Raw genomic sequence first — 25,279 nt, 5'->3', positions numbered from 1 at the left:
TGAGGCGCTGCGAATTTACTTAAAATTTGCCTTTTTGCCGAAACCAATGTTGTGATTCCCGTGTATTTTCAATAAATTAGCGGTATTAAAAAACCGGTGTTCCTCCATGAAAAAGCTGAAAGATATCATTGAAATGAATGCTTTCGGGGTGTGTTCCTACCTGGGCGACAAAATGGGCATCGCCAGTTCCCGTATCCGCCTTTGGTTCGTGTATATTTCCTTCATGACCCTCGGTTCCCCGCTTATTATTTATATGATCGTGGCCTTTTGGATGAATATGAAGCATTATATGCTCTCGGCCCGCCGCAATCCACTCCGCAACCTGTAGGTCATTCACATTTGATTAACCCGTACCCACGGGCTTAATGGCTACTTTTGGTGATTATTCCGTAAGGCGATGATCACCTATAAATACAGTTATACCAACTATAAGGATTGGCTTGCCGGGTTCGCCCGCGCAATGGGAACATCTCCCCGGAATGAACACCATTTTGTGATTCCCGCGACCTACGGGGAGGGCCATATCTGGCAGTTCTCGCTTCCCAACGGACTGGATATGGTGATCAGCGATTTTAAACTTTCCAAAAACCTGGTACTGCACCGCACCGCTTCGCCCAGCCGCTATTATACTTTGCGTTTCGACGAGATACTGGTGTCTGAGGAACTGGAAGTTCGGATTCATAATGACAGCGTAAAAGAAAAGGGGCACCTCCGTTCCGCTGTTACGCTCACCTGCGATATGTTCGATCTTGAAGTTTTGCTTTCGAAAGGGTCTGCCGTCCGTTCCATTGCAGTGCTGTTTCCGGAAACCTGGCTGGCGCGGTATTTCGACTTCAAAGAACCCGAATCGGTATTGAAGCAGTACCTGGCCATGAAAACGGCCAGCCTGAACTTTGAACCCATTGATACCAACTACCGCCAACTGATGAACGAAATTTTCTCGTTTTCACCGGAACATCCTTTGTGGCTCGCGAAACTCGAGAACAGGACCATGCTGCTGGCGGAACGGTTCTTTACCCGTTTGTTCGATAAACTGGCCGGTAACAAAAGCCTCAAACCCGGTGTGTCTCCATTAGATGTTCAATTGCTGATGGAAGTGGAATCGGCCCTGCTCAAAAGTATTGATTCCGCCCCGCCCACCATTCCCGAGTTGTCCAGGATGGCTTCTATGAGCCCTTCCAAACTGAAGAAGCAATTCAAAACAGTGTATGGGTTGCCTGTCTATAAATATTACCAGAAGCACCGGATGCATGAGGCCCGCAAGTTATTGTTGTCTGGAAAATACTCCGTAAAAGAAGTGGGGCTGCGCCTCGGATACTCCAACCTGAGCCACTTCGCGCTCGCCTTTAAAAAAGAGTTCAGTGTGCTTCCAAGTGAAGTGCTGTTGCTGAACTAAAAAAGAATGAATTTTTTTTGGGATATGTAGAGAGATTTCCCTAATATTGACAAGTCAGGTTCTTGATTGGCCCGATAAGGGCATTAAATGATTTACCTGGGCTTTATTTTTGAGACGGTTTAGTAAGTTTTTTCCCCGGGTCCCGTTTTTACTATCCACCCTTCCGGAAAAACCAACCCGTCCATCCGATCGAAAGGCCGTTGTCCAACCTATTTAAAAACCATAGTTACTTTCCCAACCTTCCTGAAAATATTTAAAATCAATTTTCGCCTTTGGAAAACGAATTGGTGGAGGCTGTATCAATGTTTGGTACAGCCTCTTTTTTATTTTCCCCAAACGTTGATCTGAATTAAGCGCTGCAATTTATTTTGGTACAGTTTTAGAATAACGATGGTCAATAAATTCTACCATCATGAAAAAACTGATCCTTTCCCTTTCTATGTTATGCAGTGTGGCTTTGCTCTGGACCGCCTGCGATAAGAAAGATGAAGACAATTCCGGTAAGGCCCGCGTTCAGGTAAGACTTACTGACGACCCGGGAGATTTTGATGCCGTTTATGTAGACGTAAGGGAGGTTAGAGTGAATATGACCGATGCCGATGATGACGGCTGGCAAACGCTTTCAGGTATAAGGCCCGGCATTTATAACCTGCTTGATCTGGTAAATGATAAGGATACATTGCTCGCAGACGCATTCCTTCCATCCGGCCGCATCCATCAGATGCGACTGGTATTGGGCTCCCAAAACAGTGTGGTGGTAAATGGTGTGGAAACGCCGCTTCAAACACCCAGCGCTCAACAAAGCGGACTTAAACTGAACATCCAGCAGGATATTGATGGCGGCCTGCTCTATGTAATCCTCCTTGATTTTGATGTGGCGAAATCCATTGTGCATACGGGTAATGGTAAGTTTATTTTAAAGCCGGTGATCAGAACTATTTTTGAATCAGTGGGCGGTTCGGTGAAAGGTGTGGTACTGCCAGACTCTGTGAAAGCGGCCTTGTTGCTGATGAACGGCAACGATACCATCGCCAGTTCCTTTACAGGAGCCAATGGCGGGTACCTGATGAAAGGACTTCCTTCCGGCAATTACTGGTTGAATGTAAGGCCGCTTCATCCTGATTTTGATACGGCGGTGGTGAACAATATTGTGGTGAATGCAGGGAGTGTGACCTGGGTGGATACGGTGCGGTTAAGGAAATGATGTTGGTTCACGCAAAGGGCGCTAAGGAGCGGGGACGCAAAGAGCGGTTTAGTTGTAAGGCGTTTGATTGATTTGTAAGTTTACTTTGTATAGTTCAATTCCCAATAAAAGAAACAAGGCATATCGATTTGATATGCCTTGTTTCTTTATAAATTAAACTGTGTATTTACACCACAGCCTTTCTTAACCTCGTTAACTCTTTCAGCAACCCTTCCAGTTTATCCAATTGCAACATGTTCGCGCCATCGCTTTTCGCTTCAGCGGGATTGGGGTGCGTTTCGATGAACAAGCCATCAGCGCCTGCGGCGATGGCCGCTTTGGCGATGGTGCCAATCATGCCCGGGTTGCCCCCGGTTACGCCGCTGGTTTGATTGGGCTGCTGTAAAGAGTGGGTGCAGTCCATCACAACGGGCACATCAAAAGCGCGCATTACAGGGATGTTCCGGTAATCCACCACGAGATCCTGGTAACCGAAGGTGGTACCTCTTTCAGTAAGCATCACTTTTTCGTTCCCGGCCTTCCGGATCTTTTCCACGGCGAACTGCATGGAGGCGCCACTCAGGAACTGCCCTTTTTTTACGTTCACCACTTTGCCGGTTTCAGCGGCCGCGATCAGCAGGTCCGTTTGGCGGCAAAGGAAAGCGGGGATTTGTAAGATGTCTGCGTATTCCGCTGCCATGGCGGCTTCCGGGGCGGAATGAATATCGGTGGTGGTGGGAAGATTATAATGTTCTCCCATCTTTTTCAGCAGGGAAAGTCCTGTGTCGTCCCCAAGTCCGGTAAAGGAATTGGCGCTGGTGCGGTTGGCCTTCCGGTAAGAGGACTTAAAAATATAAGGGATGCCCAGGGAGCGGCATATTTCACTTACTTTCCCGGCCACATCCATCAGCAACTGCTCACTTTCTATCACACATGGACCGGCAATAAGAAAAAACTGGGTGGGTTCGTATTCCTGCCCTTTGAACAACGATTTCAGGTATTCCATGCCGCAAAGGTAAAAGATTACGTGCAAACCGTTGCGCCATTTGTACATTCCGTCATCGGGCAAATGAAAGTTTTATTAGGTTTGTGCACCCAAAAAATCAAATGAATGGTAAGAGAGAAAATACTGGTAATAGGCGCTTGCGGACAGATAGGCGTTGAACTTACACTGGCCCTGCGCAAAGTATATGGCGGTTCAAATGTGATCGCATCCGACCTGCGGGAGGAAAATGAATTGTTGCGCGGATCCGGTCCTTATGTGCAACTGGATGCCATGAACAAAGAGATGTTGCATGTACTGGTGATCCGCCATAACATCACACAGGTTTACCTGCTGGCGGCGATACTCTCCGCAACGGGTGAGAAAAACCCCAACCTGGCCTGGTCGCTGAATATGCAGAGCCTGCTCAACTTATTGGATATCGCGAAGGAGGAAAAACTCCACAAAGTGTATTGGCCCAGCAGCATCGCGGTATTCGGACCCACTTCTCCTAAAAAAATGTGTCCCCAGCAAACCGTAATCGAACCCACCACGGTATATGGGATCAGTAAATATGCGGGCGAATTCTGGTGCAACTATTATTTCCAGCGGTATGGCGTGGATGCGCGCAGCCTGCGTTACCCGGGACTCATCAGCTACAAATCAGCGCCGGGTGGTGGTACCACAGATTACGCGGTGGAAATTTTTCATGAAGCGCTGGAGGAAAATAAATACGAATGCTTCCTGAAGGAAGATACTTATCTTCCTATGATGTACATGCCCGATGCCATTCGTGCCACGATTGAACTGATGGAAGCGCCCGCGGATAAAATATCGGTACGTACTTCTTATAACCTGGCCTCCATGAGTTTTTCACCTGCCGAAATTGGCGCGGAGATCAAAAAGCATATTCCGGAATTTGACATCAGTTATAAACCCGATTACCGCCAGCAGATCGCCGACAGCTGGCCGCAAAGTATTGATGATGCGGTGGCCCGGAAAGACTGGGGATGGAACCATGAATTCGGTCTGGCAAAAATGACCGAAGATATGTTGCAGAACCTGAAGCCTTAGCGGACGGTTCTGAAATCTTCAAACCAGGTGTAAGGGATCGGACGGGATTCCACGTGTGTAACGATGGCGTTCTCCGATCCCTCCCAGCACCAATCCTTGAAGGCGATCAGTTGTTCAGTGGTGCCGGTGGCGATCAGTAAAACCGTTCCATCCGGCATATTGCGGGCGGTTCCGGTGAGGCCCAGTTGCCTGGCTTTTTCGTTTGCGGTTGCCCGGTAGAAAACACCCTGCACCTTTCCACGCACAATAATTTCTATCGTTTCTTCTGCCATACGTTTATTGTTTTCCTATATCGGCTACGGTTTTCTTTTCCAGTATTCTAAGCGTGGCGTCCCGTACGTTTACCATTACATCGTGCAGTCCGCATGATTTTTCATCACAGTTCTTACAGCGTTCGTAAAAGTTAAGGCTCACGCAGGGGAGCAGCGCGATAGGGCCATCCAGCAGCCGCATCACTTCCGCGAGTTGGATGTTTTTGGGGGATTTCTTAAAATAATAGCCGCCGCCTTTTCCTTTTTTGCTGTCCAGTATATCAGCCTTTTTCATTTCCAGGAGAATGTTCTCCAGGAACTTGAGCGGGATTTTCTTTTTCTTCGAAATCTCTGCAATCAGAACCGGTTCGTCTGATTGTTTCTGTGCCAAATACATCAATGCCTGGAAGGCGTATTGCGTTTTCTTGCTGATCATACGGAGGGCCTTTGAAATAAATATACTACAAATATACTAGGAAAGTAGGGAATGGAACTCAGATCAGTTTGTGCTCGTAAGCATATTTGATGAGCCCGAGCACACTGTTGGTGCCTGTCTTCCTGAAGATGTTCTTCCGGTGGGTTTCCACGGTTCTTTCGCTGATAAAAAGGGCATCAGCGATCTGTTTGTTGTTGAATTCTTTTTCAATCAGGGCGATGATTTCGATCTCCCTGGCCGTCAGGTGTACTTCGGCGTTTTCTTTCCGGATCAGACTAGCCTTTCCCATTTCGGCCATGACCTCCTCGCTGAAATAGAGCCCGCCTTCAGCGATTTTGTCGAGGGCATGCAGCAGTTCGGATTTCCCGATGTTCTTCAGTACATAACCGGCGATGTCCGCATCAGCGATCATCTGGTTCACTAGCTGTCCCTCACCGCTCATCGACAGTGCGAGTATGCGTATATGGGGGTATTGCTTCCGGATGGTGGCCGCCAGTTCCCTGCCATTCATTTCGGGCATCATCACATCCGTTAACAGTACATCTACCGGAATATTCCGTAGCTGATCGAGGAGGAAACGCGCGCTGGTGGTGGTGAGTTCCACACTGTACCGGGGTTGTCCTCCCAAAAGAGAGATCAACCCATCGATCACGATCTGGTGGTCATCTACTATCGCGAGCCTGATTTTGTCCTGCGCCATGCGCCGAAGTTATTGATTTTTACAGGCCCAGTACTTCTTTCATGCTGAAAATTCCTTTCCTGCCGGCAATGTATTCCGCTGCCAGCACTGCCCCGGAAGCGAACCCGGTTCGGTTGTGCGCGGTATGGATGATCTCAATGTCGTCGATGGAAGAGGAATATTTTATTTTGTGGGTACCCGGCGCCGGATCGATTCTTTCGGAGAGAATGCTGAGTTCGGCGGGGTTTCCGGTGGTATCGTTTACCCATGACTGTTTCCTGGTGATTTTTTCCATCACCTGTTCGGCCAGCGTGATGGCCGTACCGCTGGGCGCGTCCAGCTTCTGGGTATGGTGGATTTCCACCATGCTCACGTCATAATCGGCGTGCGGCGCCATGAGTTCGGCGAGTTTCCGGTTCAGTTCAAAGAAGATGTTTACGCCAATGCTGAAATTGCTGGCGTACAGCAACGTGCCGTTCTTTTCTTTGACCAGCGCCGTTACTTCATCATATTTGTTCAGCCAACCTGTGGAGCCGCATACGAGGGGCACGCCCGCTTCTATGCAGCGGACCACATTATCGTAGGCGCTTTCCGGTCCCGTGAACTCTATCGCCACGTCGGCCTGCTGAATATTTTCTATGGTATTGTCTTCCAGGTTATCGATACTGATCTTCAGTACAATCTCGTGGCCTTTGGCCACGGCGATCTTTTCAATGGCCTGGCCCATTTTGCCGTATCCTATTAGCGCTATTTTCATCGTGTTGTTTTCTAGCGCAGCGAAATTACGCTTTTAGAGGAGTTTTTCCCGATGTTCAGCACAAAGCTTATACCTGTGGTATTGGCCATGGGGCTATAACCTGGTTTTATCTGGAAACTCAGGTCCTCGCTCACGTCGAAAGATTTAAGGTGGGCATCTACTGTGGCGTCCACCACGTTCAGTCCCCAGAAGAGGAGGAAGAACAAAACGGAATAATCTATATACCGTCTGAATTCATCCCTGCCGTTTTTGATGGATTGCTTCGAATATATTCTCAGTTCTTCTGGAACCAGTATGTCGTTTGCGTCATTGGTATCGGCCAGCAACCGGTATGCATCCCTGTACAGGCGATAGGTTTTGATGTTGTCGGTGAAAACATAAGCCGTGGTACCCAGCGCGCCATACACAAGCGGGAGTTTCCAGTAACTGCGGTTATAAATCTGTCCCCAGCCGGGTAAAATAGCGGAACGGATGGTTGCTTTGCGCGGGATGATCTCGTGTTTTTTCCTGGTTTTCACCGAGTCTTTTTCCGCAGTAACGGAGTCTGTTTTAACGGGAACAATGTTACCGTTTTCACGGATGATCAGGCTGGAAGAGTCCTTATCCTGTGCGTAAATGCAGCAGGATAAGGCGGAGAAAAATAATAGGAGAAAGTATTTCATCAGTTAACTGTAACATTCATTTGTTCCAGTATCTTGTTCAACTCCTGGATAGAATAGTATTCGATACTGATACTACCATATCCTTTTTTGTTGTGCTGGAGTTTCACTTTGGTACTGAAATGCGATGCCAAGTTATCTTCAATTTTTTTGAAAGCGGGCGGTATTGTGGCTTTTGCGTTATTTTTAACAGCTTCAGGCTTGCCACCTTCCTTGTACATTTTGCGTACGAGGTCTTCGGTCTGGCGCACGGAAAGCCCTTTGTTCTTCACTTCCCCGTAGATGTAGAGTTGTTTGTCCACCGCGTCAATGGAGATCAACGCGCGTGCGTGTCCCATGGAAAGATCAGCGTTCCTTACGGCTACCTGGATATCTGGCGGCAATTTCAGCAGACGGATATAATTGGTTACCGTACTCCTTTCTTTGCCCATTCTTTCGGCCACCTGTTCCTGCGTGTACGAGAGTTCGTCCATCATCCTTTTGTAGGACAGGCCAATCTCCATAGCATTCAGGTCCTCCCTTTGCAGGTTTTCCAGCAATGCCAGTTCCAGCAGTTGCTGGTCGTTGGCCTGGCGGATGTAGGCGGGAATATCTTTGAGTCCGGCGATCTTGCTGGCGCGGTACCTTCTTTCACCCGATATCAGGCGGTATTTCCCGTCGGGGAGTTTGGATACCGTGATGGGCTGAATGATATCGTGCATTTTGATGGAGTTCGCCAGCTCATTGAGGGCGGTCTCTTCAAAATCGTGGCGCGGGTTCTTGGGGTTGGTCTCTATCAGCTCTATCGGGATGCGGATGATGCCCGTAGCCGCGTCCACCACACTGCTTTTCAGGTTGCCCGTGGTGGTTTTGAGATCGGCGTCAATATTCTTCAGCAGGGAGCGTATCCCTTTTCCCAGCGCTTCTTTTTTATTCGGAGTCGTCATCGTGTTCGGTAGTTAATATTCTGTCTTCCTGGTTAATTTTAGTGAGGTTGTTCTTTTGCAGTATTTCTTTCGCGAGGTGCAGGTAGTTGAGTGAACCTTTGCTTTCCGCGTCATACAGGATAACGGGTTTCCCGAAACTGGGCGCTTCGCTGAGTCTTGTGTTCCGGTGTACGATGGTATGGAAAACCATATCTTCAAAATGCCTTCTTACTTCACTTACCACCTGGTTACAGAGACGCAGGCGCCCGTCGTACATGGTCATCAGGATACCTTCAATCACCAGTTCAGGATTCAGCCTGTTTTGTACGATCTTAATGGTATTCAATAATTTACCCAGACCTTCCAGGGCGAAAAACTCGCATTGTACGGGCACGATCACGGAATCAGCCGCCGTAAGCGCGTTCACGGTAATCAGACCCAGGGAAGGGGAGCAGTCGATCACGATAAAATCGTAATCATCTTTAATGACCTCGAGTGCGTTTTGCAGCACCAGTTCCCGGTTAGGGTAGTTGATCATCTCGATTTCGGCGCCCACCAGGTCAATATGTGAGGGAATCACATCCAGGTTGGGGATATCCGATTTCAGCACCACATCTTTTGCGGGCGTGTCGTTCACCATGCAATCGTAGAGGCTCTGCGTGATGTTGTGGAGGTCGAATCCCACGCCGGTGGTGCTGTTCGCCTGCGGATCAGCATCTACGAGCAGTGTCCTGTACTCCAGTACAGCGAAACTTGCCGCCAGGTTAATGGCGGTGGTGGTTTTACCCACTCCTCCTTTTTGGTTTGCTACGCCTATGATTCGGGCCATGCTGTTCGGGTTCTTTTAATTATAATGGATCAGGAATTACCTGTTTGAAGGGTAATATCGGTGCCAATAGCTGGCAAATGTAAGGTTAACCCGGCATTTCGGAACATTTCCCGGGCTTTTTCATGGTCAACGCGTATAAATCCGAAGGTATCGTAGTGGACACCCACGATATGGTCCACATTCACCCATTCGGCGGCCTGAACGGCATCTTCCACGCCCATGGTGAAATTGTCGCCGATAGGGAGTACCGCGAAGTCAAGTTTAGCCCAGCGGGGGATGAGCTGCATGTCCATGGTAAGGGCCGTATCGCCGCTGTAATAAAAATTGCCTTCTTCCGTGGTAAAAACAAAGCCCATCGGGTTCCCGCCGTAACTGCCATCGGGTAAACCGCTGGAGTGCTGGGCCACCACGCATTTTACGGCGCCGAAATCAAAGTTCCACTTCCCGCCGGTATTCATGGGGTGGGTATTGGCTACCCCGCTTTTGTTCAGCCACTCATGAATTTCCCAGGCGGCTACCACGGTAGCTCCGGTACGTTGCGCAATGGCAACGCAATCCGCGAAGTGATCGGCATGACCATGGGAAAGGAAGATATAATCCGCGGGAATGCTGTTCACATCTATCGATTTTGCCAACTCATTGTACGTTACAAAAGGATCGAATAAAATATGCTTTCCTTTGATTTCCACGGAGAAGCAGGAATGGCCGTAATAGGTTAATTTCATGTGTTTTATGAGGTTTTCTTTTAATGTGAACCGGTTTCTGAAGAAAGCAGTTCATATTAAGGTAAGTTCCGGTGCAAAAATAATCGTTCGTGGTTGAATTCGGGAACAATTACATTCCTTTGCTGTTAGGAAGGACCGCCAAGACGTTTCACGCAATGACGCAAAGGAGCAAAGACGCAAGGAGCGGTTTTAGGGAAGAAGGTCAAATGTTATTGAAGATAGGCAAGGAATGTGCATCCGCCTTGAAAACAACAGCTGTAACGCGTGACCCAAAACTGGTTACAAATAATCAAGGCTTTGCGTCCTTGCTGCTTTGCGTCGTTGCGTGAAAAAAACTCAATCCGCGAGCAATTAAAAAAATACATGGAAGAAAAATACCTCATCATAGCCGGCACCGACCGGCCCGGCAGCAACACCATCAAAATAGCACGCCTCTACCGCCAGATGCTTGAAAAAAAAGCCATTGAAGCGAAACTCTTTTCCCTCGAAGAATACAACCCCCTCGGAAAAGGAGAAGAGCGCCAGGTCTGGCAGGAAGAATGGCTGATCCCGCCCACCAAATTCATTTTCGTGTCGCCGGAATATAACGGCAGCATCCCCGGAATACTGAAATTACTCATTGATCAGGCCGATATCAGAAGGGCGTGGTGGCATAAAAAAGCAATGCTGGTGGGCGTTTCCACCGGAAGAGCGGGAAACCTCCGGGGCATGGACCACCTCACGGGGATACTGCACTACCTTAAAATGCATGTCCTCCCCAATAAACTGCCTATCTCCACCGTAGATAAACTCTTGGACGAGCACGGACAACTCTCCGATATGCCGCTCATCCATTCCATGGAAGCGCAGGTAGACGAATTCATTCAATTTTAAACAAAAAAAATGCGGAACAGCAACGGTTGGTGGATCATTGTAGCGATCATGCTGCTTTTGGATATATATGTTTTCCAGGTGGTGAAATACCTGACGCAGGGCGCGGGTGATAAAACAAGGCTGTTGGTTCATGGCGCTTTCTGGCTGGTTTCAGGCGTGGCACTTTTATTCATGGTGCTGATCCCGTTTGTGAACTACGATAACTGGCCCAAAGCCGCGCGAACTTATATTTTTGCGATGGTGGTGGGACTGTTTTTCGCTAAGCTGATCGGTACGATATTCTTTTTCGCCGATGATGTGAGGCGCGGCATCATGTGGGTGGTGGGTAAGGCGTTCAGCAATCCTTCGGTTGAAGTGAACATTTCAGGTGAAGGGATATCCCGTTCCACTTTTATGAGCTGGCTCGGTATTGGAGTGGGCGGCACTTTGTTTGGCAGTCTGTTGTTCGGATTCCGGAACAAATACAATTACAGGATAGAAAAGCTGGCGCTGCATTTTCCTGAATTGCCATCCGCCTTTAAAGGATTAAAGGTGGTACATATTTCAGATATACATTCGGGGAGTCTGCAGGATGAAAATGGGGTGCGGAAAGGCATTGAAATGATCATGAATGAAAAGCCTGACCTGATCCTTTTCACCGGCGACCTCGTGAACGACCGCGCCACGGAAATGGATCCCTGGAAGCAGGTGTTCGGTTCTCTCAAAGCGCCGCTGGGCGTATATTCCACCCTCGGTAACCACGATTACGGCGACTATGTAAACTGGGAAAATGACCAGGTAAAAGCGAAGAACCTGGAAGACCTGAAAGCCGTACACGCTGAAATGGGCTGGCGCTTACTGATGAATGAACATGTGGTACTGGAAAAAGAAGGACAACAAATCGCTTTGCTGGGCATCGAGAACTGGGGTGCGAAGGGCCGCTTTCCCAAATATGGTAAGATGGACACCGCTTACCCAGGCACCGAAAATATTCCCTTCAAAATACTCATGAGCCACGATCCTTCTCACTGGGATGCACAGGTGCGGACCACTTACCCCGATGTGCAACTGATGCTGGCCGGGCATACGCATGGTATGCAGTTTGGCGTGGAAATGCCCGGGTTCAAATGGAGCCCGGTACAATATATGTATAAACAATGGGGTGGATTGTATGAAGAAGGGACACAAAAACTATATGTGAACCGCGGTTTCGGATTTATCGGTTATCCCGGAAGGGTGGGAATCCTGCCCGAAATCACGGTATTCACCCTCGCCTGATTTTTTTCGGAACGGAATAGGGGTGAACCCACATACAGTTGTTTTCCTGCTGAAAGCAAAGAATTACTTAAAAAAAGTTTTCTTCAACGGCGCCGGCCACAGGTTTGTCACTTATAACAATCTTTAACAACCGGTGGCATGTAAGTTGATTTCGATGAGGAAAGCTAAAAAACGACTTGTATGAAAAAGAGTATTTTTTTCCTGGCCATCGCCCTGCTGGGTTTTGCTCAGATCAGCCTCGCTCAGAAACCTAATTTCGGACTCGGTATCAAAGCCGGGGCCAACATGAACAAGATTGACGGACAATCTTTCAAAGACGGGTACAATTTCGGCTACCAGTTGGGTGGTTTCGCCGAACTTAACTTTAGCAAAACATTCGGATTGCAGCCCGAAGTATTGTGGACCGAATCGAACGCCCGCACCGGGGCAAAGTTTGAGGACATCTACCAGGACCTCGGCGCCCAGGTAAAAGATGTAAAACTGAACTACCTCGCCATCCCCCTGTTGCTGAACATCCGCCCTTCCAATTTCATCACTTTCCAGGTAGGACCGCAGTACAGCATCCTGATCGATAAGGACAAGCGCCTGCTGGACAACGGGAAAGAAGCTTTTAAAAGCGGGGATTTCTCCATGCTGGGTGGTGTACAACTGAAAATCGCCATGTTCAGGGCTTATGGCCGCTATGCGGTGGGCCTGAACGACATCAACGATATCGACAACCGCGACCAGTGGAAAAGCCAGGCATGGCAGGTTGGTCTCGGTTATGTGTTCTGATAAAACAGCAGAAACAGATTAGAACCCGGTCAATTCGACCGGGTTTTTTTGTGTGGCACCAATATTGACCCCGTAGTTTTTCCCGTTTTCCCGCCATCCCGCGGGCAGAATGGCAGTACTTTTATCTTAAATAAGCACGGATGAGCGAACAGCATTTTTTCCTGAGACCTGAAGATGAGATGGATTTTATGCCCATTATTCCCCTGAACGAAAGCGAAGACGATAACAATGCCGCGATGGACCTGCCAGCCGAGGTTCCTTTATTGCCGCTCCGGAACACCGTTTTGTTCCCGGGCGTGGTATTGCCGATAACGGTGGGAAGGGAAAAAAGCATCAAAGCGGTCCAGGAAGCGTATAAAAGTGATAAGCTGATTGGCGTGATCGCGCAGAAAGATAGTGCCGTGGAAGAACCCGTGGTAGCCGACCTGGAAACGGTGGGTACCGTGGCGCGCATCATCAAACTGATTAAAATGCCGGATGGCGGCACCACGGTGATTATCCAGGGAAAGAAAAGGTTCCTTATAGAAAAAGTGCTGGCGGAAGAACCGTTCTTTAAAGCGGCCATCGCTCAGATGCCGGAGGAAGAAGCCCCGGTCGACGAAAACTTCCTGGCTTATGTGGCCAACATCAAGGACCTCGCCACCCAGATCATGTCGTTTACACCGAACCTTCCGGCGGAAGCGGGGATCATGCTCAAAAATATCGAGAACCCGGCCTTCCTGATCCATTTCGTGGCCAGCAACCTGAACGCGGGATTGGGGGAAAAACAAAAGCTCCTGGTCTCGAACAGTATCCGTGAAAGGGCCGATCTTCTGATGCAATTGCTGCAGCGCGACCTCCAGTTCGCGGAACTGAAAAATAAGGTGACCACGAAAACCCGTGCCGAACTCGACAAACAGCAAAGGGAATACTTCCTGCAACAGCAGATGAAAAGCATCAAGGAAGAACTCGGCGGAGATCCCAATGAGCGCGAACTGCGAGATCTCCAGCAGAAAGCGGAGCTGAAAAAATGGCCCGAAGCCGCGAAGGAAATGTTCCGCAAAGGCATCGAAAAGCTGGAAAGAATGCACCCCTCCACGCCCGATTACTCCGTGGTGTACAACCACCTCGATCTGCTGCTGGAATTGCCATGGGAAGAACATACACAAGATAGCTACGACCTGGTAAAGGCCCGCACTATACTGGATACCGACCATTACGGCATGGACCGCATCAAAGAACGTATCCTCGAATACCTCGCCGTGCTGAAGCTGAAAGGAGATATGAAAAGTCCGATCCTTTGTTTTGTTGGTCCGCCCGGTATCGGTAAAACATCGCTCGGCAGAAGTATCGCTTCGGCTGTAAACAGGAAATACGCCCGCTTAAGCCTGGGTGGTCTGCACGATGAAAGTGAATTGCGCGGACACCGGAAAACGTACATCGGCGCCATGCCCGGCAGGATCATTCAGTCTTTGAGGAAAATCAAAACCTCCAACCCGGTGATGATCCTGGATGAAATTGATAAGATCGGCAACGACCACCGCGGCGATCCCAGCAGCGCGTTGCTTGAAATACTGGACCCGGAACAGAACAATACTTTCTACGACAATTACCTGGAACTGGAATACGACCTCAGTAAGGTGCTTTTCATTGCCACCGCGAACAATATCAACAACATCCAGCCCGCGCTCCGCGACAGGCTGGAGATCATCGACCTGAGCGGATACGCCATCGAAGAAAAGATCGAGATCGCCAAAAGGCATCTGATCCCCAAACAAAAGGAATCGCATGGATTGGCGAAATACAATTTCCGCATCCCCGATAAGGTGATCGAAAAGATCATCAAGGATTATACAAGGGAAAGCGGGGTGCGTGACCTGGACCGCCAGATCGCCGGCGTGATGCGTAACCTGGCCAAAAAAGTGGCCATGGAGGAAAAACTGAAACCCACGCTCGCGGTAACGGATGTAGAGGAGATGCTCGGGAAACCCCGTTTCAGCAACGAAGTGTACAAGTCTGCCAATATACCCGGGGTGGCCGTAGGACTGGCCTGGACCTATGTTGGCGGTGATATACTTTTTATTGAAGCGAGTTTAAGTGAAGGAAAAGGAGAAATGCGGCTTACCGGTAACCTCGGTAATGTGATGAAGGAATCTGCCAGTACGGCGCTCAGTTATTTACAGGCGAACGCGGCGAAGGCCGGCATCGACTCTAAACTGTTCGCGGCAAAAAACATTCATATCCACGTGCCCGAAGGCGCCGTTCCAAAGGATGGCCCCAGCGCCGGCATTACCATGATGACCGCCCTGGCCTCCGCGTTCACCGGCCGGAAAATAAAATCCCACCTGGCCATGACGGGAGAGATCACGCTTCGCGGACAGGTACTCCCGGTGGGAGGGATCAAGGAAAAAATTCTTGCGGCCAAACGCGCGGGGCTGAAAGAGATCGTCCTTTGTTACGTGAACGAAAAAGATGTGCTGGAAATTGATCCCGCCTTTATTAAAGGGCTGAAGTTTCATTATGTGAAACAGATGCAGGAAGTGCTGGACATCGCTTTAGTTTAATATAGTAATACAATGAAATAAGCGTGGCGGCCGCAGGAATGTGGTCGCCATTTTTTTGCTCCCGCTAAACGTTTGCCGGTGCATACCATGGGCCATCCCGTTGTTTGAGCTGTCCGGTATTCGTGTTCAATTTCACCTTTGGCCTTTGCATTTACCCCGTTTTTTAAACGTTGTGACGCCTGCAAACGTTTGTGTGGAAAATCATTAAAAAATAGCGCAAACGTTTGTAATGCGGGTTACAAACGTTTGCGGCAGGTAGTAGCGTTTTCAGGTGTTTTTTGTATTGAAAACACGGGCTAAATTGGGCTTGTATTCAACCAGAACGAGAACAGAATAAGTAGGGAAGGATCCCTGTTTGATGCCTCAATAAATTGACAACAAGCTTATGAGAATGACACTAGCCCCTTGCACGGGGAGGTTAGCCGCGTTGCTGGCCTTCTCTTTCCTGCACGCTATTCAGGGAAATGCACAGTCTGTTCCCCTTTCCGGTAAAGATTCTCTTCCAAAGGATTTCAAAGCGCCAGCGCAAATCTCCCAACTGGGGCAATTGCAAAAAGACGGTGCCGTAAAAGTGCGGCCACTTCAGTTCACCCCTTTTATTACCGCGCAACAACTGGTAAAAGGCAACCTCGCCGGCGTATTCGTGCAGGAGCCTTCCGGAGAACCGGGCACTGAACAGAATATGTTCATCAGGGGCATCTCCTCACCACTGCTTTCCAAAAGAGAACTTTTCGACAACCAGGCGGCTGTTTTTCTCAACGGCATTCCCCTCACGATGGACAATCCTTTCGCCTATGAAATACAACAATACGATTTCAACAGGATCGGGCCGGCCACCAACCTCCTCGCCAACCTGAACATCAACAATGTGGCGAGTATTGAGGTCATAAAAGATCCGGCTAAACTGGCCCTGCTGGGACCCATCGCCGCCAACGGCGCCATCTGGATCACCACGAAAGCAGCCAAATCAGGTGATCGGGAATTGAATATCCATGCTTATTACGGCGTTGCCCCTAAAGAACGCGTAATGGCCGTGAACGGTGTATACGAAAACAATTTCCGCCTTCCGTTCTATGATATGTACGGCACCATGGCCGACCGCTTTAATTATCCCGCTTACCTGAAAGATTCCTCCAACGCCGATTATTACGGCAGGTCGAACTGGACGGACCTCTATTATAAGAACCAGGCCCTGTACAATGTAGACATGAGTTTGACCGGCGGTTCCGAAAGGGCCAACTTTCGCTTCTTCGGCGGTGCCACGCAAAACGCCAACAGCGCCGATGAAACTTCACTCCAAAGGTACAACGCCTCCTTCTCCATCAACGTGATGCCGCTGAAATGGCTCACCATGTCCAGCCTGATCAACGCCGCGCACATGACGCGCGACCGCAACCGCAGTTTTCGCGACAGGCTCGCCGAAGCCAGGTATATTCCCGATGTTTCCAACCCCCTCACGCCCAATAAAGAAGTGTACGGCAGGTATCTTTCCCAGTTCGAAGACAATGTGAAAGACGACAATACCACGAATACCGTTCAGGGCTATTTTAATATTTCCGCGCAGCTTAAAGGCGCCCGCTACAATGGCGGCATTTCCTTTGATTACAACGAAGCCGCACGCGATGTATTCTATCCCACACAGTTGCTGGAGAACAACAACTTTGTGTCCAACTACTTTGGTTACAACCAGCGCTTCATCTTCAGCAACAGCATCGGCTACAACTGGAAGCTGGACGATACACGGAACGTTGATTTTGAAGCAGGACAGAGCTTCCTGAACACCTTCAATAAATTCGATTACGCGTATGCATACAATGGACCCAATAACTTTATCAAACTGAATATTGTAGAAGGCAACAGGAATGATGATGACTATCTTACGCCTCAGGGCTTCGATGTGTTTTACCACCCCTCTTCCGTGAAGCAGGCCATCGCTTCTTTTTATGGCAAAGCCACTTACAACTGGAACGACGTTGTTCGTTTAACCGGCCTCGTTAGAAGGGATGGTTCTTCCGCCATGCAGCCCGACAACAGGTGGTACACCGGCTATGCGGCTAACCTGGCGGTGAACGCACACAAATTATGGATGAAGAACAGTACGCTGTTCAATACATTTGATATCAACGCGTCTTTCGGCAGCAATGGTAAACTCGTTTCCGACGACCGCTTCGCCGGAGGACCCAACTACCGTTCCGATCTTTCATGGACAGGCGCACCAACGATTGGCAGTTACGCCGGACTTCCCGGGTTGTCAAGACCTTATAACTCAGGCTGGGTGGGATATGGCATTCCCTGGGCGAAGGTGCAGCAGGCTACCCTGGGCGCAAATGCCAGTTTGCTGAAAGGAAAACTGGACATTGGTGTTGATTTCTATTCCAAAACTGATAAAGATATGATGCTTGCCGTACCCGTTCCTATGGAATATGGTTACGCCAGCGCTTTCCGTCCGGGAATGGAGGTGAACAATACAGGGGTAGACTTTACTATAGGTGCCACCGTTTTGAAAGCATCAGGTAAAAACGGTATCGGTCTGAATGTCAACGGGAACCTCAACTTCAATAAAAATGAACTGAAAGCACTTCCCGGTGGATTGAATGAAGTGATTATAGGGAACCGCCTGTTGAAAGTAGGCGAACGCATCGATGCGTTCTGGGTGTACCAGAACGAAGGGAAATACAATACAGATGCCGAAGTGCCTGTGAATCCGGGAACGGCACAGCCCATAGCTTTTGAAGGTGTACCCATGAAAGCCGGGGATGCCCGCTGGAAAGATGTGAACGGCGATTTCGCCATTAATTCAGACGACAAGGTGCTTGCCGGAAATTCATTGCCCAAACTGACCGGTGGTTTCGGCGGAGCGCTCGCTTACAAAGCGTTCACCCTCAACTTCCAGTTCTACTTTGCCCTCGGCCATTATTTGCAGAACCAATATGCCGCGAGTAAGTTCGACTTCATCAACTACGACGCGTCTTCTGATATCAACGCAGTGAAAGAAATCACATTCTGGGAAAGAAAGATGGACCTCGCCGGTTACCCCATGTACAACCCGTGGAGCAATACTATACCCTATCGCCTTGACCAGGACCTGTTCCTCGATAAAGCATCTTTCCTGAAGCTCCGTTCCCTCACATTGTCGTATAACCTGGTGGCAGGTAAGGGCGCAGGCAAAACATTTAAAGAAGCCACTGTATATGTTACTGGCGCGAACCTCTTCACGGTTACCCCCTTCAAAGGTACAGACCCCGAACTGGTTCAATACAACGGCATCTACAACGGTTACGGTTTGCCCATTCAGCGTTCGTTCATCCTGGGCGTAAAAATCGATTTATAAAATTTTCAATCTACTAACACCGGCATTTTATGACAGGTAAAAGTGTACTGACTGTTTTTCTTGCGGCCACACTGGTAACGGGCCCGGTGCTGCAATCCTGCAACAAGAAGCTGGATATAGAAAGCACCCGCCAGTCGGATGAGGCCAACAGTTGGAAAACCATCGACGACGCACGTTCCGGTTTGATGGGGATTTACGGATTGTTCCGTGCCGCCATCGCCGACAACAACGCGCACTGGCTGATGGGGGAACTCCGCAACGGCGATTTTACTTCCCTGAAAAGACCAGATCTGAAGGCGATTATTGAAGGTAACCTCAACGCGGGGTACCCCGTTTTTGAAAGCGTATCCAACTGGCGCAGGTTTTACGCCGCCGTGAACGCCTGCAACCTGTTTATTGAGCGTTCAGCAGAAGCGCTTGCAGATACGCGTTATACAGAGATTAACCATAAGATAGATGTGGCCCAGGCCCGTGTGCTCCGCGCCTTCATCTATTATTATATGGTACGCATCTGGGGAGATGTTCCCTTGCTCACCAAATCTTACGATAACGGCAAGTTCGAACAGTTCGCCCGCAGCAGCAAGGAAGATGTGCTCGGTTTCGCCGTAAAGGAAATTGAAGATGCCGCCCCGTTGCTGCCTTATGTGTATGGCGGCGGCGATCCGGTGCTGCCCGGAACCATTTATCATACCAAGAGTTACAATGAGTGGCGCAATATGCTCATCAACAAAGTATCGGCATACGCCATCCTGGCCCATATTTCCGCGTTGCAGGGCAACTATTACGCCGTGGCAGGATACACTGATTTTGTGATGAACAACTTTAACAGGATCGGCATCAGCTACCTTACCGTGGACCAGGTTACGCGTACCAACGGATTGTTCAACGAACTGGCCAACGGCCTTTCCGCTTCCCAGAACCAGTTCATTTCTTTCAACTTCATCAAAGGAATGGGTGAATCCTCCGTAACGGGACATATTGAGCAACTCACCCTCGCATACCCGCTGGTGTCCAAGCAACTGCCCGATATCTATATCACCAACGATACGCTCGCTGCCATGTTCCCGACCAGGAACGGTCAGGACCAGCGTTTCGGTGCCGATACCACCAGTGTTTCCCAGGGAACGCCCACTTTGTACCGGAACGCTTATATCACTGGTTACGGAGAAGAGATTCCCATCTTCAGCAAAATTAAGGCGATCAACGCGGGGGTAGCCGGAGAATCCCAGTTCAATATTTTCACTTCAGCCATACTGTTCTCCCGCCTGGAAGAGATCGCGCTGCTGAGGGCCGAGGCGTTAACCGTATTGGGCCACGAATCTGATGCCATCACCCTGCTCAATAACATGCGTTCCAGGAGAGGATTAGAGTCTTTTGATCCGGCAGAACCGGGCAGCGACCTGCTCAAAGAAATATTTGAAGAACGCCGCAGAGAGCTTGTGGGTGAAGGCTGGAGGTGGTACGACCTGGTGCGTTACCACAAGATCAGGAGAGAAGATCCCGCCTTTAACGACCTGATAGACCGCGGCGGAATTTACTGGCCGGTGGCAAGGGATGTCATCAAGAACAATCCAAAAATCGTACAGAACAGTTACTGGCAGTAGCCCGCCACTGAAAGTGCATAAACCTAACAAGATGCGAATGAGAAACATATTTTCTATAAAAAGCATGCTCTTTACCCTGGCGGTGGCCTGTTGCTTTGCCGCCTGCTCCAAAAAGGACGATACCTATTATAACTACGACAAGGAGTCCAGCGTGTTCCAGGGTAACAGCTACGAATACCTGCAAAGGTTTCCTGGCTTGTATGATTCCATGCTGCTGGTCATTGACCGGCTGGGTGGTTTGAAGGATTCCCTGGTTTCAGGAGAAGTAACGTTGTTTGCGATCAACAACAACAGTTTTAACCTGGCCATGAAAAACCTGAACCTGCGCAGGGCCACCATGCAGCCCGCGCGGCCGCCGTTAACACTGGCCACGCTCGACTCCGCGCACCTTGATACGCTGGCGTGCCGCTACATACTGCGCGGCTTATACAATACCGATAGGGTAGTAGGGAACGCGGACGGTATCCTGGCACCCAACATCAAATATGATTACTCGATGAACCTGCTCTACGAAAGGGTGAACGCGGGCGGTTATGTTGGCGGAGGACCACAACAATTGTTCTTCAGCGATCCCAAGGAAACGCCGTTCGAGATATTCTGGGTAACCACCAAAACACAGATCGTGAACGTAAAGACGAATAACGGTATCGTACATGTGCTTTCTTCCGGACACGATTTCGGATTCGGGAACGAGTTCGTGGAAAGAATGAACAAATAACCCTTCACCATTACCGAACAGCTAAAAAAATGATTATGAAGAACAACAAACTCCTGTTCCCCTGTTGGCTGGCCATCGCCGGTACCGTAATGGCAGGTGTTGCTTCCTGTAAGAAATATGTTCCTGAATACAGGGACGCCCTGAGTGCTGAAGCAGGGTTTGCCCAAACCGCCTTCGAACCTGTTGTGGGCCGCACCACCATGTACTCCAATGTTTTTTCCAACCCCAACAACAGCAGTTCTTATCCCATCGAATTCAAAATCGTGAATGCACGCCGTTTTAACGGGGAGGCGGCGCCTGAGTTGACCGATATCTTTCCGGTGAAAGTCTGGAAGCAGGCTTATACCGGGTTGGAAAAATCTTTGGAAGAAATTGAAGCGAAGCGGGAAGTGGAGTATCATAATGTATTTGAAATAAGAAAGCACTCCGGCGACTTTGTAATGTGGTCTTCTTCCAGCTCCAACTTCATCCGTTGCCAGGCCGATTCCGGTTATGTGTTTGATGTGGAAATGAGTAACTCGGGCGGCAGAAGGTATTTCAGGGGCATGCGGCTGATGCCTTTCCGTGAACGTCCTTATGAACCGTCTAACCTAAACGCCATCACCGGGCAGTCGGTGGCGAACGGCATCACGCCAACCTACATGGTCAACATCGTGGGGGACTCTCTTAAAAGAATACTTGGCAACTTCGAAGTGGACGTATTTATCCGGGAAGCATCGCCTGAAAACGTGACCGGGGAAAATACGCTCTCTTTTATGTTCCTTGATAAATACTACAAACCCATTAACCCCAATAAGTTCGCCCTCACCGACTGGGACAACCTGCTGCACGGCTTCAACATGCGCATGAGTGATACCAGGGTTACCTACGATGTGGCTTACCCGATGCCGCTGATCAACCTCCCCACGCGGTACACCACCGCCGATGGTCGCCGCGCCAGGGTTCGTTTCGCTTACTCCCGCATCGGTTTCGGCGGGATGCGGGAAACCGGGGTGATAGGACTTGATTTCTCCATTTTCCAGGAAGGCAACTGGGAGATCGTATTCGCCTTTAAAACCGATAACCCCAAGTTTACCGATGACTAACGCCAATCAACACGCTATAATGAAGCAACTCAACCATAACGTTATGAGAAAATTACTGGCCGCACCGCTGGCGCTGCTGTTCTGCTGCCTCGTACCCACGCTGTTGAAGGCGCAAACGAAGGTGACCATCCGCGGGATCGTGGTGGATAAGGTGGACAACTCCCGTAAACCCGGCGTTTCCATTACCGCAGGCAAAAAAGTACTGGGCTCCACCGACAACGAAGGTAAGTTCGATTTTACCGTGGAAGCCGGAACTACCGTTACCTTTACCTTCAGCGGATTCGGTTCTGAAAAAAGAACCATCACGCAATCCCAGCTCAGCATGGAGATTGTGATGTCGCCCAAAGACGACGCGATGAAAGAAGTAGTGGTACAGGGGTTCAAACGCTCCACCCGCGAAACCACCACCGGCGCCACTACGGTGATTTCCGGTAAACAACTGCAGGATGTGCCCGTCGCCAACGTGATGGAACTCCTCCAGGGAAAAGTGGCCGGCCTGAACATCCAGAACAACACAGGTTCTCCCGGTGCGATGGGTACCATTAACCTGCGCGGTATTTCAAGTGCTGCCGTGAGCGCAGATGGATTTCTTACCCCCACTTCACCACTGTTTGTAATAGATGGTGTGCCCGTAGACATGAACACCAACTACGAATATGGTTTCCAGGGTGGAGGACCCGGCATTAGTCCGCTCTCCCTTATTCCTCCGGAAGATATTGAGCAGATGGAGTTCCTGAAAGATGCCGCCGCCACTTCACAATACGGTTCACGTGGCGCTTACGGTGTAATTATCGTGACCACGAGGCGCGGTCGTTCCAAAGTGCCCATCATATCCTATTCCGGTTCTTACTTTATGAACTACGCGCCCGCACAACGCAAAGTGATGGGGGGAAACGATGAGCGCCAGGCACGGATCAGCCAGATACTGAATTACGATACGACTTACGAATCCGCGCTCCGGTTGATTAACTCCACACCATTCCTGTCGGATTCACTTAACCCTTACTACAACAACTCCACAGACTGGCAAAACCTTTTCTTCCGCACCACCTACAACCAGACCCATAACATCAATATCTCCGGTGGTGACCAGACTTTCAACTACAAAACCAACCTGAACTATTATTCAGAAGATGGTATCATGCGGAACACCGGTTTCAAAAGATACACTTTGGGTATGGACGCCCTGTATCAGCCCACTGAAAAATTCAGAATGGTGACCAACCTCCGTGGTTCCATGGGGCAAAGGAACAACGGCAGCGGACTCGGTTTGCAACAGGTGGATATTAAAGCGGCTTCCAATCTGTCCTCCTTACTGTCCCCGGCTTATTACGCCGACTTTAATGCGGCGGCGGATGGAAAGGAAGTGGACGATGACAACAAGAACATCAACATAGCTACCACGCTCGATCTGCAGTATGAACCCATCAAGGGCCTGCGGATGTCGAACCTGTTTACTTACAATATCATCACGGGTACTTCCAGTCGCTTCAGTCCTTCCTTCATCAACAACAACCGTTCCGGATACTACAGCTACAACGATAAAACGTACACTGTTTACAACCGTTCGGCGCTCAGTTACATCAAAACCATCAACAGGCATAACCTGAATGCGTTTGTGTTCAATGAACTGTCTTCTTATGGATTCCGGGCGAATGCCATTGAACTGAACCAGACCAGTAACGACCAGATCGAAGGTCCGGTGGGTTACAACTGGACACTTTCCCGCGGCGGTACCCTCAACAACGCGAAAGATACCCGCATCCACGGTTATGGCGGTACCATCTCCTATAACTTCGATACCAAATATGTGATCGACCTGAGTTACCGCTGGGACGGAACTTCAACCAACGGACCCACCACCGGTTATACCCAGAACCCTTCGGTGAGTGCGCGCTGGAACTTTAACCGGGAAAACTTCTTCACCGATAAAGCCTGGCTCAGCTACGGATCCATCAGGGCCGGATGGGGTAAGAACATCGTTCCTACCGGAAGCATCTTTGATGCCTACGGAACGTACAGCATCGGCAACAACTACAATGATGATCCCACCGTTTACATCAACTGGGGCAATATTCCAAACGACAACTTTAAACCACAAACCAAAACCAAGTTCAACCTCGGCTTCGAACTCGGTTTCCTGAACAACGCCATCAATACCACAGTGGAAACTTACTACGAATCGATGGACAACGAAGTGATGGAAGTACCGCTTTCCGTAGAGAATGGATTTTCTACCATCAAGTCGAACGAAAGAAGTATGGTGAACTATGGCTATGAGATCACCGCGATGTTCCGGTTACTGCCGCAGGGCCGTCCGCTGCAATGGACTGTTTCCGGGACCTACGCCCTCAACAACCCTGTACTGACAAGATTACCGAACAACGAGCGTCAGCGGGTACAGAATTTCACCGATTCCGATAATTCGGGTGTGCCCATTGTTTATCGTCTTGGCATGTCGCCATTCTCCAACCTGGTGTACCATACCGCCGGAGTATTCGCCAGCACCGCGGATGTACCCGTGAATCCACAGACAGGATTGCGTTTGCAGAACGGAAGGAATACAGGTGTTTACTTCCAGGGCGGAGATCCCATGTTCACGGACATCAACGGTGATTACATCATAGATGAGCAGGACCTGGTTTCCGCCGGTAACCCGTTGCCCAGGATAACAGGCGGGTTCAATTCACTGACCACTTATAAAAACTTCACCCTGAGCGTGAACCTTTCTTACACCATAAAAAGAGATTTGCTGAACAGCGCGTTGTCTGAAACCTTCCGCAACTTCTACAATCCTACTTCTCCCAATGCACTCGTGCCGATTGATGAATATGATTTCTGGAAGCCATCCGCGGATGATAAAGCCAGCGGCAGCGCCAACGCCACTTATCCCAATCCGTTCGATTTCAGAAGAGCGAACCTGATTCAGCCTTACCGGTATAATCAAACGCTTTTCATGGAAGATGGCTCTTACTGGAAAATCAACAACATCACCCTGAAATACAACTTCAACAGGAACTGGACCAGGAGTATTGGTGTTACTTCCGCCAATGTTTACTTAACACTCAATAACGTGTACACCTTCTCCAATTACTCCGGGCCTGATCCCGAACTGGTAAGCCAGCTTGGAAGAGATGTTTCCGGCGGATACCCGAACAGAAGAAGCATGGCCGTTGGTATGAACATTCAATTCTAAACAGGTAAAGAAAGAAGGATGT

Annotated in this window: 22 protein-coding genes; 13 read left to right on the top strand and 9 right to left on the bottom strand. The window is 49.5% G+C overall.

Annotation, left to right across the window (positions count from 1 at the left end; genetic code table 11):
* Positions 1–106 precede the first annotated feature (106 nt).
* From M4J38_RS10235 to M4J38_RS10225, 3 genes are all read left to right on the top strand, one after another.
* A complete protein-coding gene (locus tag M4J38_RS10235) occupies positions 107–328 on the top strand; it encodes a PspC domain-containing protein (RefSeq protein WP_251759464.1) in 222 nt (73 codons plus the stop codon).
* A 69-nt stretch (positions 329–397) separates the two neighbouring features.
* Entirely contained in the window at positions 398–1,396 is a 999-nt protein-coding gene (locus M4J38_RS10230) for a helix-turn-helix transcriptional regulator (RefSeq protein ID WP_251759463.1), read from the top strand.
* A 412-nt stretch (positions 1,397–1,808) separates the two neighbouring features.
* The gene (locus tag M4J38_RS10225) at positions 1,809–2,600 is read left to right on the top strand and encodes a DUF4382 domain-containing protein (RefSeq protein WP_251759462.1); all 792 of its coding nucleotides are present in this window, start codon (positions 1,809–1,811) and stop codon (positions 2,598–2,600) included.
* 166 nt (positions 2,601–2,766) lie between these two features.
* Here the strand turns inward: M4J38_RS10225 and kdsA are convergent, their stop codons facing one another.
* Positions 2,767–3,585: a 3-deoxy-8-phosphooctulonate synthase gene (gene kdsA / locus M4J38_RS10220; protein WP_251759461.1), complete on the bottom strand. Its 819-nt coding sequence runs from the start codon at positions 3,583–3,585 to the stop codon at positions 2,767–2,769.
* Positions 3,586–3,690: 105 nt separating this feature from the next.
* Here kdsA and M4J38_RS10215 point away from each other — a divergent pair, with 105 nt between their 5' ends.
* Entirely contained in the window at positions 3,691–4,635 is a 945-nt protein-coding gene (locus tag M4J38_RS10215; RefSeq protein WP_251759460.1) for an NAD-dependent epimerase/dehydratase family protein, read from the top strand.
* On the opposite strand, the gene M4J38_RS10210 is transcribed toward M4J38_RS10215, so the two are convergent.
* Genes M4J38_RS10210 through M4J38_RS10175 form a run of 8 tightly spaced genes read right to left on the bottom strand, consistent with a single transcriptional unit; the run spans position 4,632 to position 9,876 of the window.
* The gene (locus M4J38_RS10210; protein WP_251759459.1) at positions 4,632–4,907 is read right to left on the bottom strand and encodes an acylphosphatase; all 276 of its coding nucleotides are present in this window, start codon (positions 4,905–4,907) and stop codon (positions 4,632–4,634) included. The genes M4J38_RS10215 and M4J38_RS10210 overlap by 4 nt on opposite strands.
* Before the next feature lie 4 nt (positions 4,908–4,911).
* Positions 4,912–5,322, bottom strand: a complete 411-nt coding sequence (locus M4J38_RS10205) for an Rrf2 family transcriptional regulator (RefSeq protein WP_251759458.1) — start codon at positions 5,320–5,322, stop codon at positions 4,912–4,914.
* Between the two features lie 58 nt (positions 5,323–5,380).
* Positions 5,381–6,022, bottom strand: coding sequence for a response regulator transcription factor (locus tag M4J38_RS10200; protein WP_251759457.1), 642 nt, complete (start codon positions 6,020–6,022; stop codon positions 5,381–5,383).
* A 19-nt stretch (positions 6,023–6,041) separates the two neighbouring features.
* Entirely contained in the window at positions 6,042–6,758 is a 717-nt protein-coding gene (gene dapB, locus M4J38_RS10195; RefSeq protein WP_251759456.1) for a 4-hydroxy-tetrahydrodipicolinate reductase, read from the bottom strand.
* 11 nt (positions 6,759–6,769) lie between these two features.
* On the bottom strand, positions 6,770–7,420 hold the full coding sequence (locus tag M4J38_RS10190; RefSeq protein ID WP_251759455.1) for a DUF5683 domain-containing protein: 651 nt from the start codon (positions 7,418–7,420) through the stop codon (positions 6,770–6,772).
* Positions 7,420–8,343 carry a ParB/RepB/Spo0J family partition protein gene (locus tag M4J38_RS10185; protein WP_251759454.1) on the bottom strand — a complete coding sequence of 308 codons (924 nt, stop codon included), beginning with the start codon at positions 8,341–8,343 and terminating at the stop codon, positions 7,420–7,422. The genes M4J38_RS10190 and M4J38_RS10185 overlap by 1 nt, the downstream gene beginning before the upstream one ends.
* Positions 8,327–9,151 (bottom strand): ParA family protein, encoded by an 825-nt coding sequence (locus M4J38_RS10180; protein ID WP_251759453.1) that lies wholly within the window; start codon positions 9,149–9,151, stop codon positions 8,327–8,329. Before M4J38_RS10180 ends, M4J38_RS10185 begins: the two co-directional genes overlap by 17 nt.
* A 29-nt stretch (positions 9,152–9,180) precedes the next feature.
* Positions 9,181–9,876 (bottom strand): metal-dependent hydrolase, encoded by a 696-nt coding sequence (locus tag M4J38_RS10175; protein WP_251759452.1) that lies wholly within the window; start codon positions 9,874–9,876, stop codon positions 9,181–9,183.
* A gap of 363 nt (positions 9,877–10,239) precedes the next feature.
* On the opposite strand from M4J38_RS10175, the gene M4J38_RS10170 reads away from it, so the two are divergent.
* The 9 genes from M4J38_RS10170 (at position 10,240) to M4J38_RS10130 (ending at position 25,257) form a co-directional block, all read left to right on the top strand.
* The gene (locus M4J38_RS10170; protein ID WP_251759451.1) at positions 10,240–10,749 is read left to right on the top strand and encodes an NADPH-dependent FMN reductase; all 510 of its coding nucleotides are present in this window, start codon (positions 10,240–10,242) and stop codon (positions 10,747–10,749) included.
* Positions 10,750–10,758: 9 nt separating this feature from the next.
* A complete protein-coding gene (locus tag M4J38_RS10165) occupies positions 10,759–12,006 on the top strand; it encodes a metallophosphoesterase (protein WP_251759450.1) in 1,248 nt (415 codons plus the stop codon).
* A 180-nt stretch (positions 12,007–12,186) separates the two neighbouring features.
* On the top strand, positions 12,187–12,780 hold the full coding sequence (locus tag M4J38_RS10160) for a porin family protein (protein WP_251759449.1): 594 nt from the start codon (positions 12,187–12,189) through the stop codon (positions 12,778–12,780).
* Positions 12,781–12,920: 140 nt separating this feature from the next.
* Positions 12,921–15,323, top strand: coding sequence for an endopeptidase La (gene lon / locus M4J38_RS10155; RefSeq protein WP_251759448.1), 2,403 nt, complete (start codon positions 12,921–12,923; stop codon positions 15,321–15,323).
* Positions 15,324–15,714: 391 nt separating this feature from the next.
* Positions 15,715–18,654: a SusC/RagA family TonB-linked outer membrane protein gene (locus M4J38_RS10150; protein ID WP_251759447.1), complete on the top strand. Its 2,940-nt coding sequence runs from the start codon at positions 15,715–15,717 to the stop codon at positions 18,652–18,654.
* A 29-nt stretch (positions 18,655–18,683) separates the two neighbouring features.
* Complete coding sequence (locus tag M4J38_RS10145; protein ID WP_251759446.1) at positions 18,684–20,258, top strand: RagB/SusD family nutrient uptake outer membrane protein; 1,575 nt, start codon at positions 18,684–18,686, stop codon at positions 20,256–20,258.
* Positions 20,259–20,295: 37 nt separating this feature from the next.
* Positions 20,296–20,976 (top strand): hypothetical protein, encoded by a 681-nt coding sequence (locus M4J38_RS10140; protein ID WP_251759445.1) that lies wholly within the window; start codon positions 20,296–20,298, stop codon positions 20,974–20,976.
* A gap of 35 nt (positions 20,977–21,011) precedes the next feature.
* The gene (locus tag M4J38_RS10135; RefSeq protein WP_251759444.1) at positions 21,012–22,061 is read left to right on the top strand and encodes a DUF5007 domain-containing protein; all 1,050 of its coding nucleotides are present in this window, start codon (positions 21,012–21,014) and stop codon (positions 22,059–22,061) included.
* A 43-nt stretch (positions 22,062–22,104) separates the two neighbouring features.
* Complete coding sequence (locus M4J38_RS10130; RefSeq protein ID WP_251759443.1) at positions 22,105–25,257, top strand: SusC/RagA family TonB-linked outer membrane protein; 3,153 nt, start codon at positions 22,105–22,107, stop codon at positions 25,255–25,257.
* Positions 25,258–25,279: the final 22 nt, after the last annotated feature.

Source organism: Parasegetibacter sp. NRK P23 (assembly GCF_023721715.1).
Lineage (GTDB): Bacteria > Bacteroidota > Bacteroidia > Chitinophagales > Chitinophagaceae > Parasegetibacter.
This window is presented reverse-complemented; position numbering and strand designations above follow the sequence as displayed.

Coding starts and splice junctions, on each gene's coding strand:
- M4J38_RS10235 (WP_251759464.1), top strand. CDS start 107: ATGAAAAAGCTGAAAGATATCATTGAAATGAATGCTTTCGGGGTGTGT.
- M4J38_RS10205 (WP_251759458.1), bottom strand. CDS start 5,322: ATGATCAGCAAGAAAACGCAATACGCCTTCCAGGCATTGATGTATTTG.
- M4J38_RS10225 (WP_251759462.1), top strand. CDS start 1,809: ATGAAAAAACTGATCCTTTCCCTTTCTATGTTATGCAGTGTGGCTTTG.
- M4J38_RS10210 (WP_251759459.1), bottom strand. CDS start 4,907: ATGGCAGAAGAAACGATAGAAATTATTGTGCGTGGAAAGGTGCAGGGT.
- dapB (WP_251759456.1), bottom strand. CDS start 6,758: ATGAAAATAGCGCTAATAGGATACGGCAAAATGGGCCAGGCCATTGAA.
- M4J38_RS10150 (WP_251759447.1), top strand. CDS start 15,715: ATGACACTAGCCCCTTGCACGGGGAGGTTAGCCGCGTTGCTGGCCTTC.
- M4J38_RS10190 (WP_251759455.1), bottom strand. CDS start 7,420: ATGAAATACTTTCTCCTATTATTTTTCTCCGCCTTATCCTGCTGCATT.
- M4J38_RS10230 (WP_251759463.1), top strand. CDS start 398: ATGATCACCTATAAATACAGTTATACCAACTATAAGGATTGGCTTGCC.
- M4J38_RS10135 (WP_251759444.1), top strand. CDS start 21,012: ATGAAGAACAACAAACTCCTGTTCCCCTGTTGGCTGGCCATCGCCGGT.
- M4J38_RS10180 (WP_251759453.1), bottom strand. CDS start 9,151: ATGGCCCGAATCATAGGCGTAGCAAACCAAAAAGGAGGAGTGGGTAAA.
- M4J38_RS10130 (WP_251759443.1), top strand. CDS start 22,105: ATGAGAAAATTACTGGCCGCACCGCTGGCGCTGCTGTTCTGCTGCCTC.
- M4J38_RS10185 (WP_251759454.1), bottom strand. CDS start 8,343: ATGACGACTCCGAATAAAAAAGAAGCGCTGGGAAAAGGGATACGCTCC.
- M4J38_RS10170 (WP_251759451.1), top strand. CDS start 10,240: ATGGAAGAAAAATACCTCATCATAGCCGGCACCGACCGGCCCGGCAGC.
- M4J38_RS10215 (WP_251759460.1), top strand. CDS start 3,691: ATGGTAAGAGAGAAAATACTGGTAATAGGCGCTTGCGGACAGATAGGC.
- lon (WP_251759448.1), top strand. CDS start 12,921: ATGAGCGAACAGCATTTTTTCCTGAGACCTGAAGATGAGATGGATTTT.
- M4J38_RS10165 (WP_251759450.1), top strand. CDS start 10,759: ATGCGGAACAGCAACGGTTGGTGGATCATTGTAGCGATCATGCTGCTT.
- M4J38_RS10140 (WP_251759445.1), top strand. CDS start 20,296: ATGAGAAACATATTTTCTATAAAAAGCATGCTCTTTACCCTGGCGGTG.
- M4J38_RS10145 (WP_251759446.1), top strand. CDS start 18,684: ATGACAGGTAAAAGTGTACTGACTGTTTTTCTTGCGGCCACACTGGTA.
- M4J38_RS10175 (WP_251759452.1), bottom strand. CDS start 9,876: ATGAAATTAACCTATTACGGCCATTCCTGCTTCTCCGTGGAAATCAAA.
- M4J38_RS10160 (WP_251759449.1), top strand. CDS start 12,187: ATGAAAAAGAGTATTTTTTTCCTGGCCATCGCCCTGCTGGGTTTTGCT.
- M4J38_RS10200 (WP_251759457.1), bottom strand. CDS start 6,022: ATGGCGCAGGACAAAATCAGGCTCGCGATAGTAGATGACCACCAGATC.
- kdsA (WP_251759461.1), bottom strand. CDS start 3,585: ATGGAATACCTGAAATCGTTGTTCAAAGGGCAGGAATACGAACCCACC.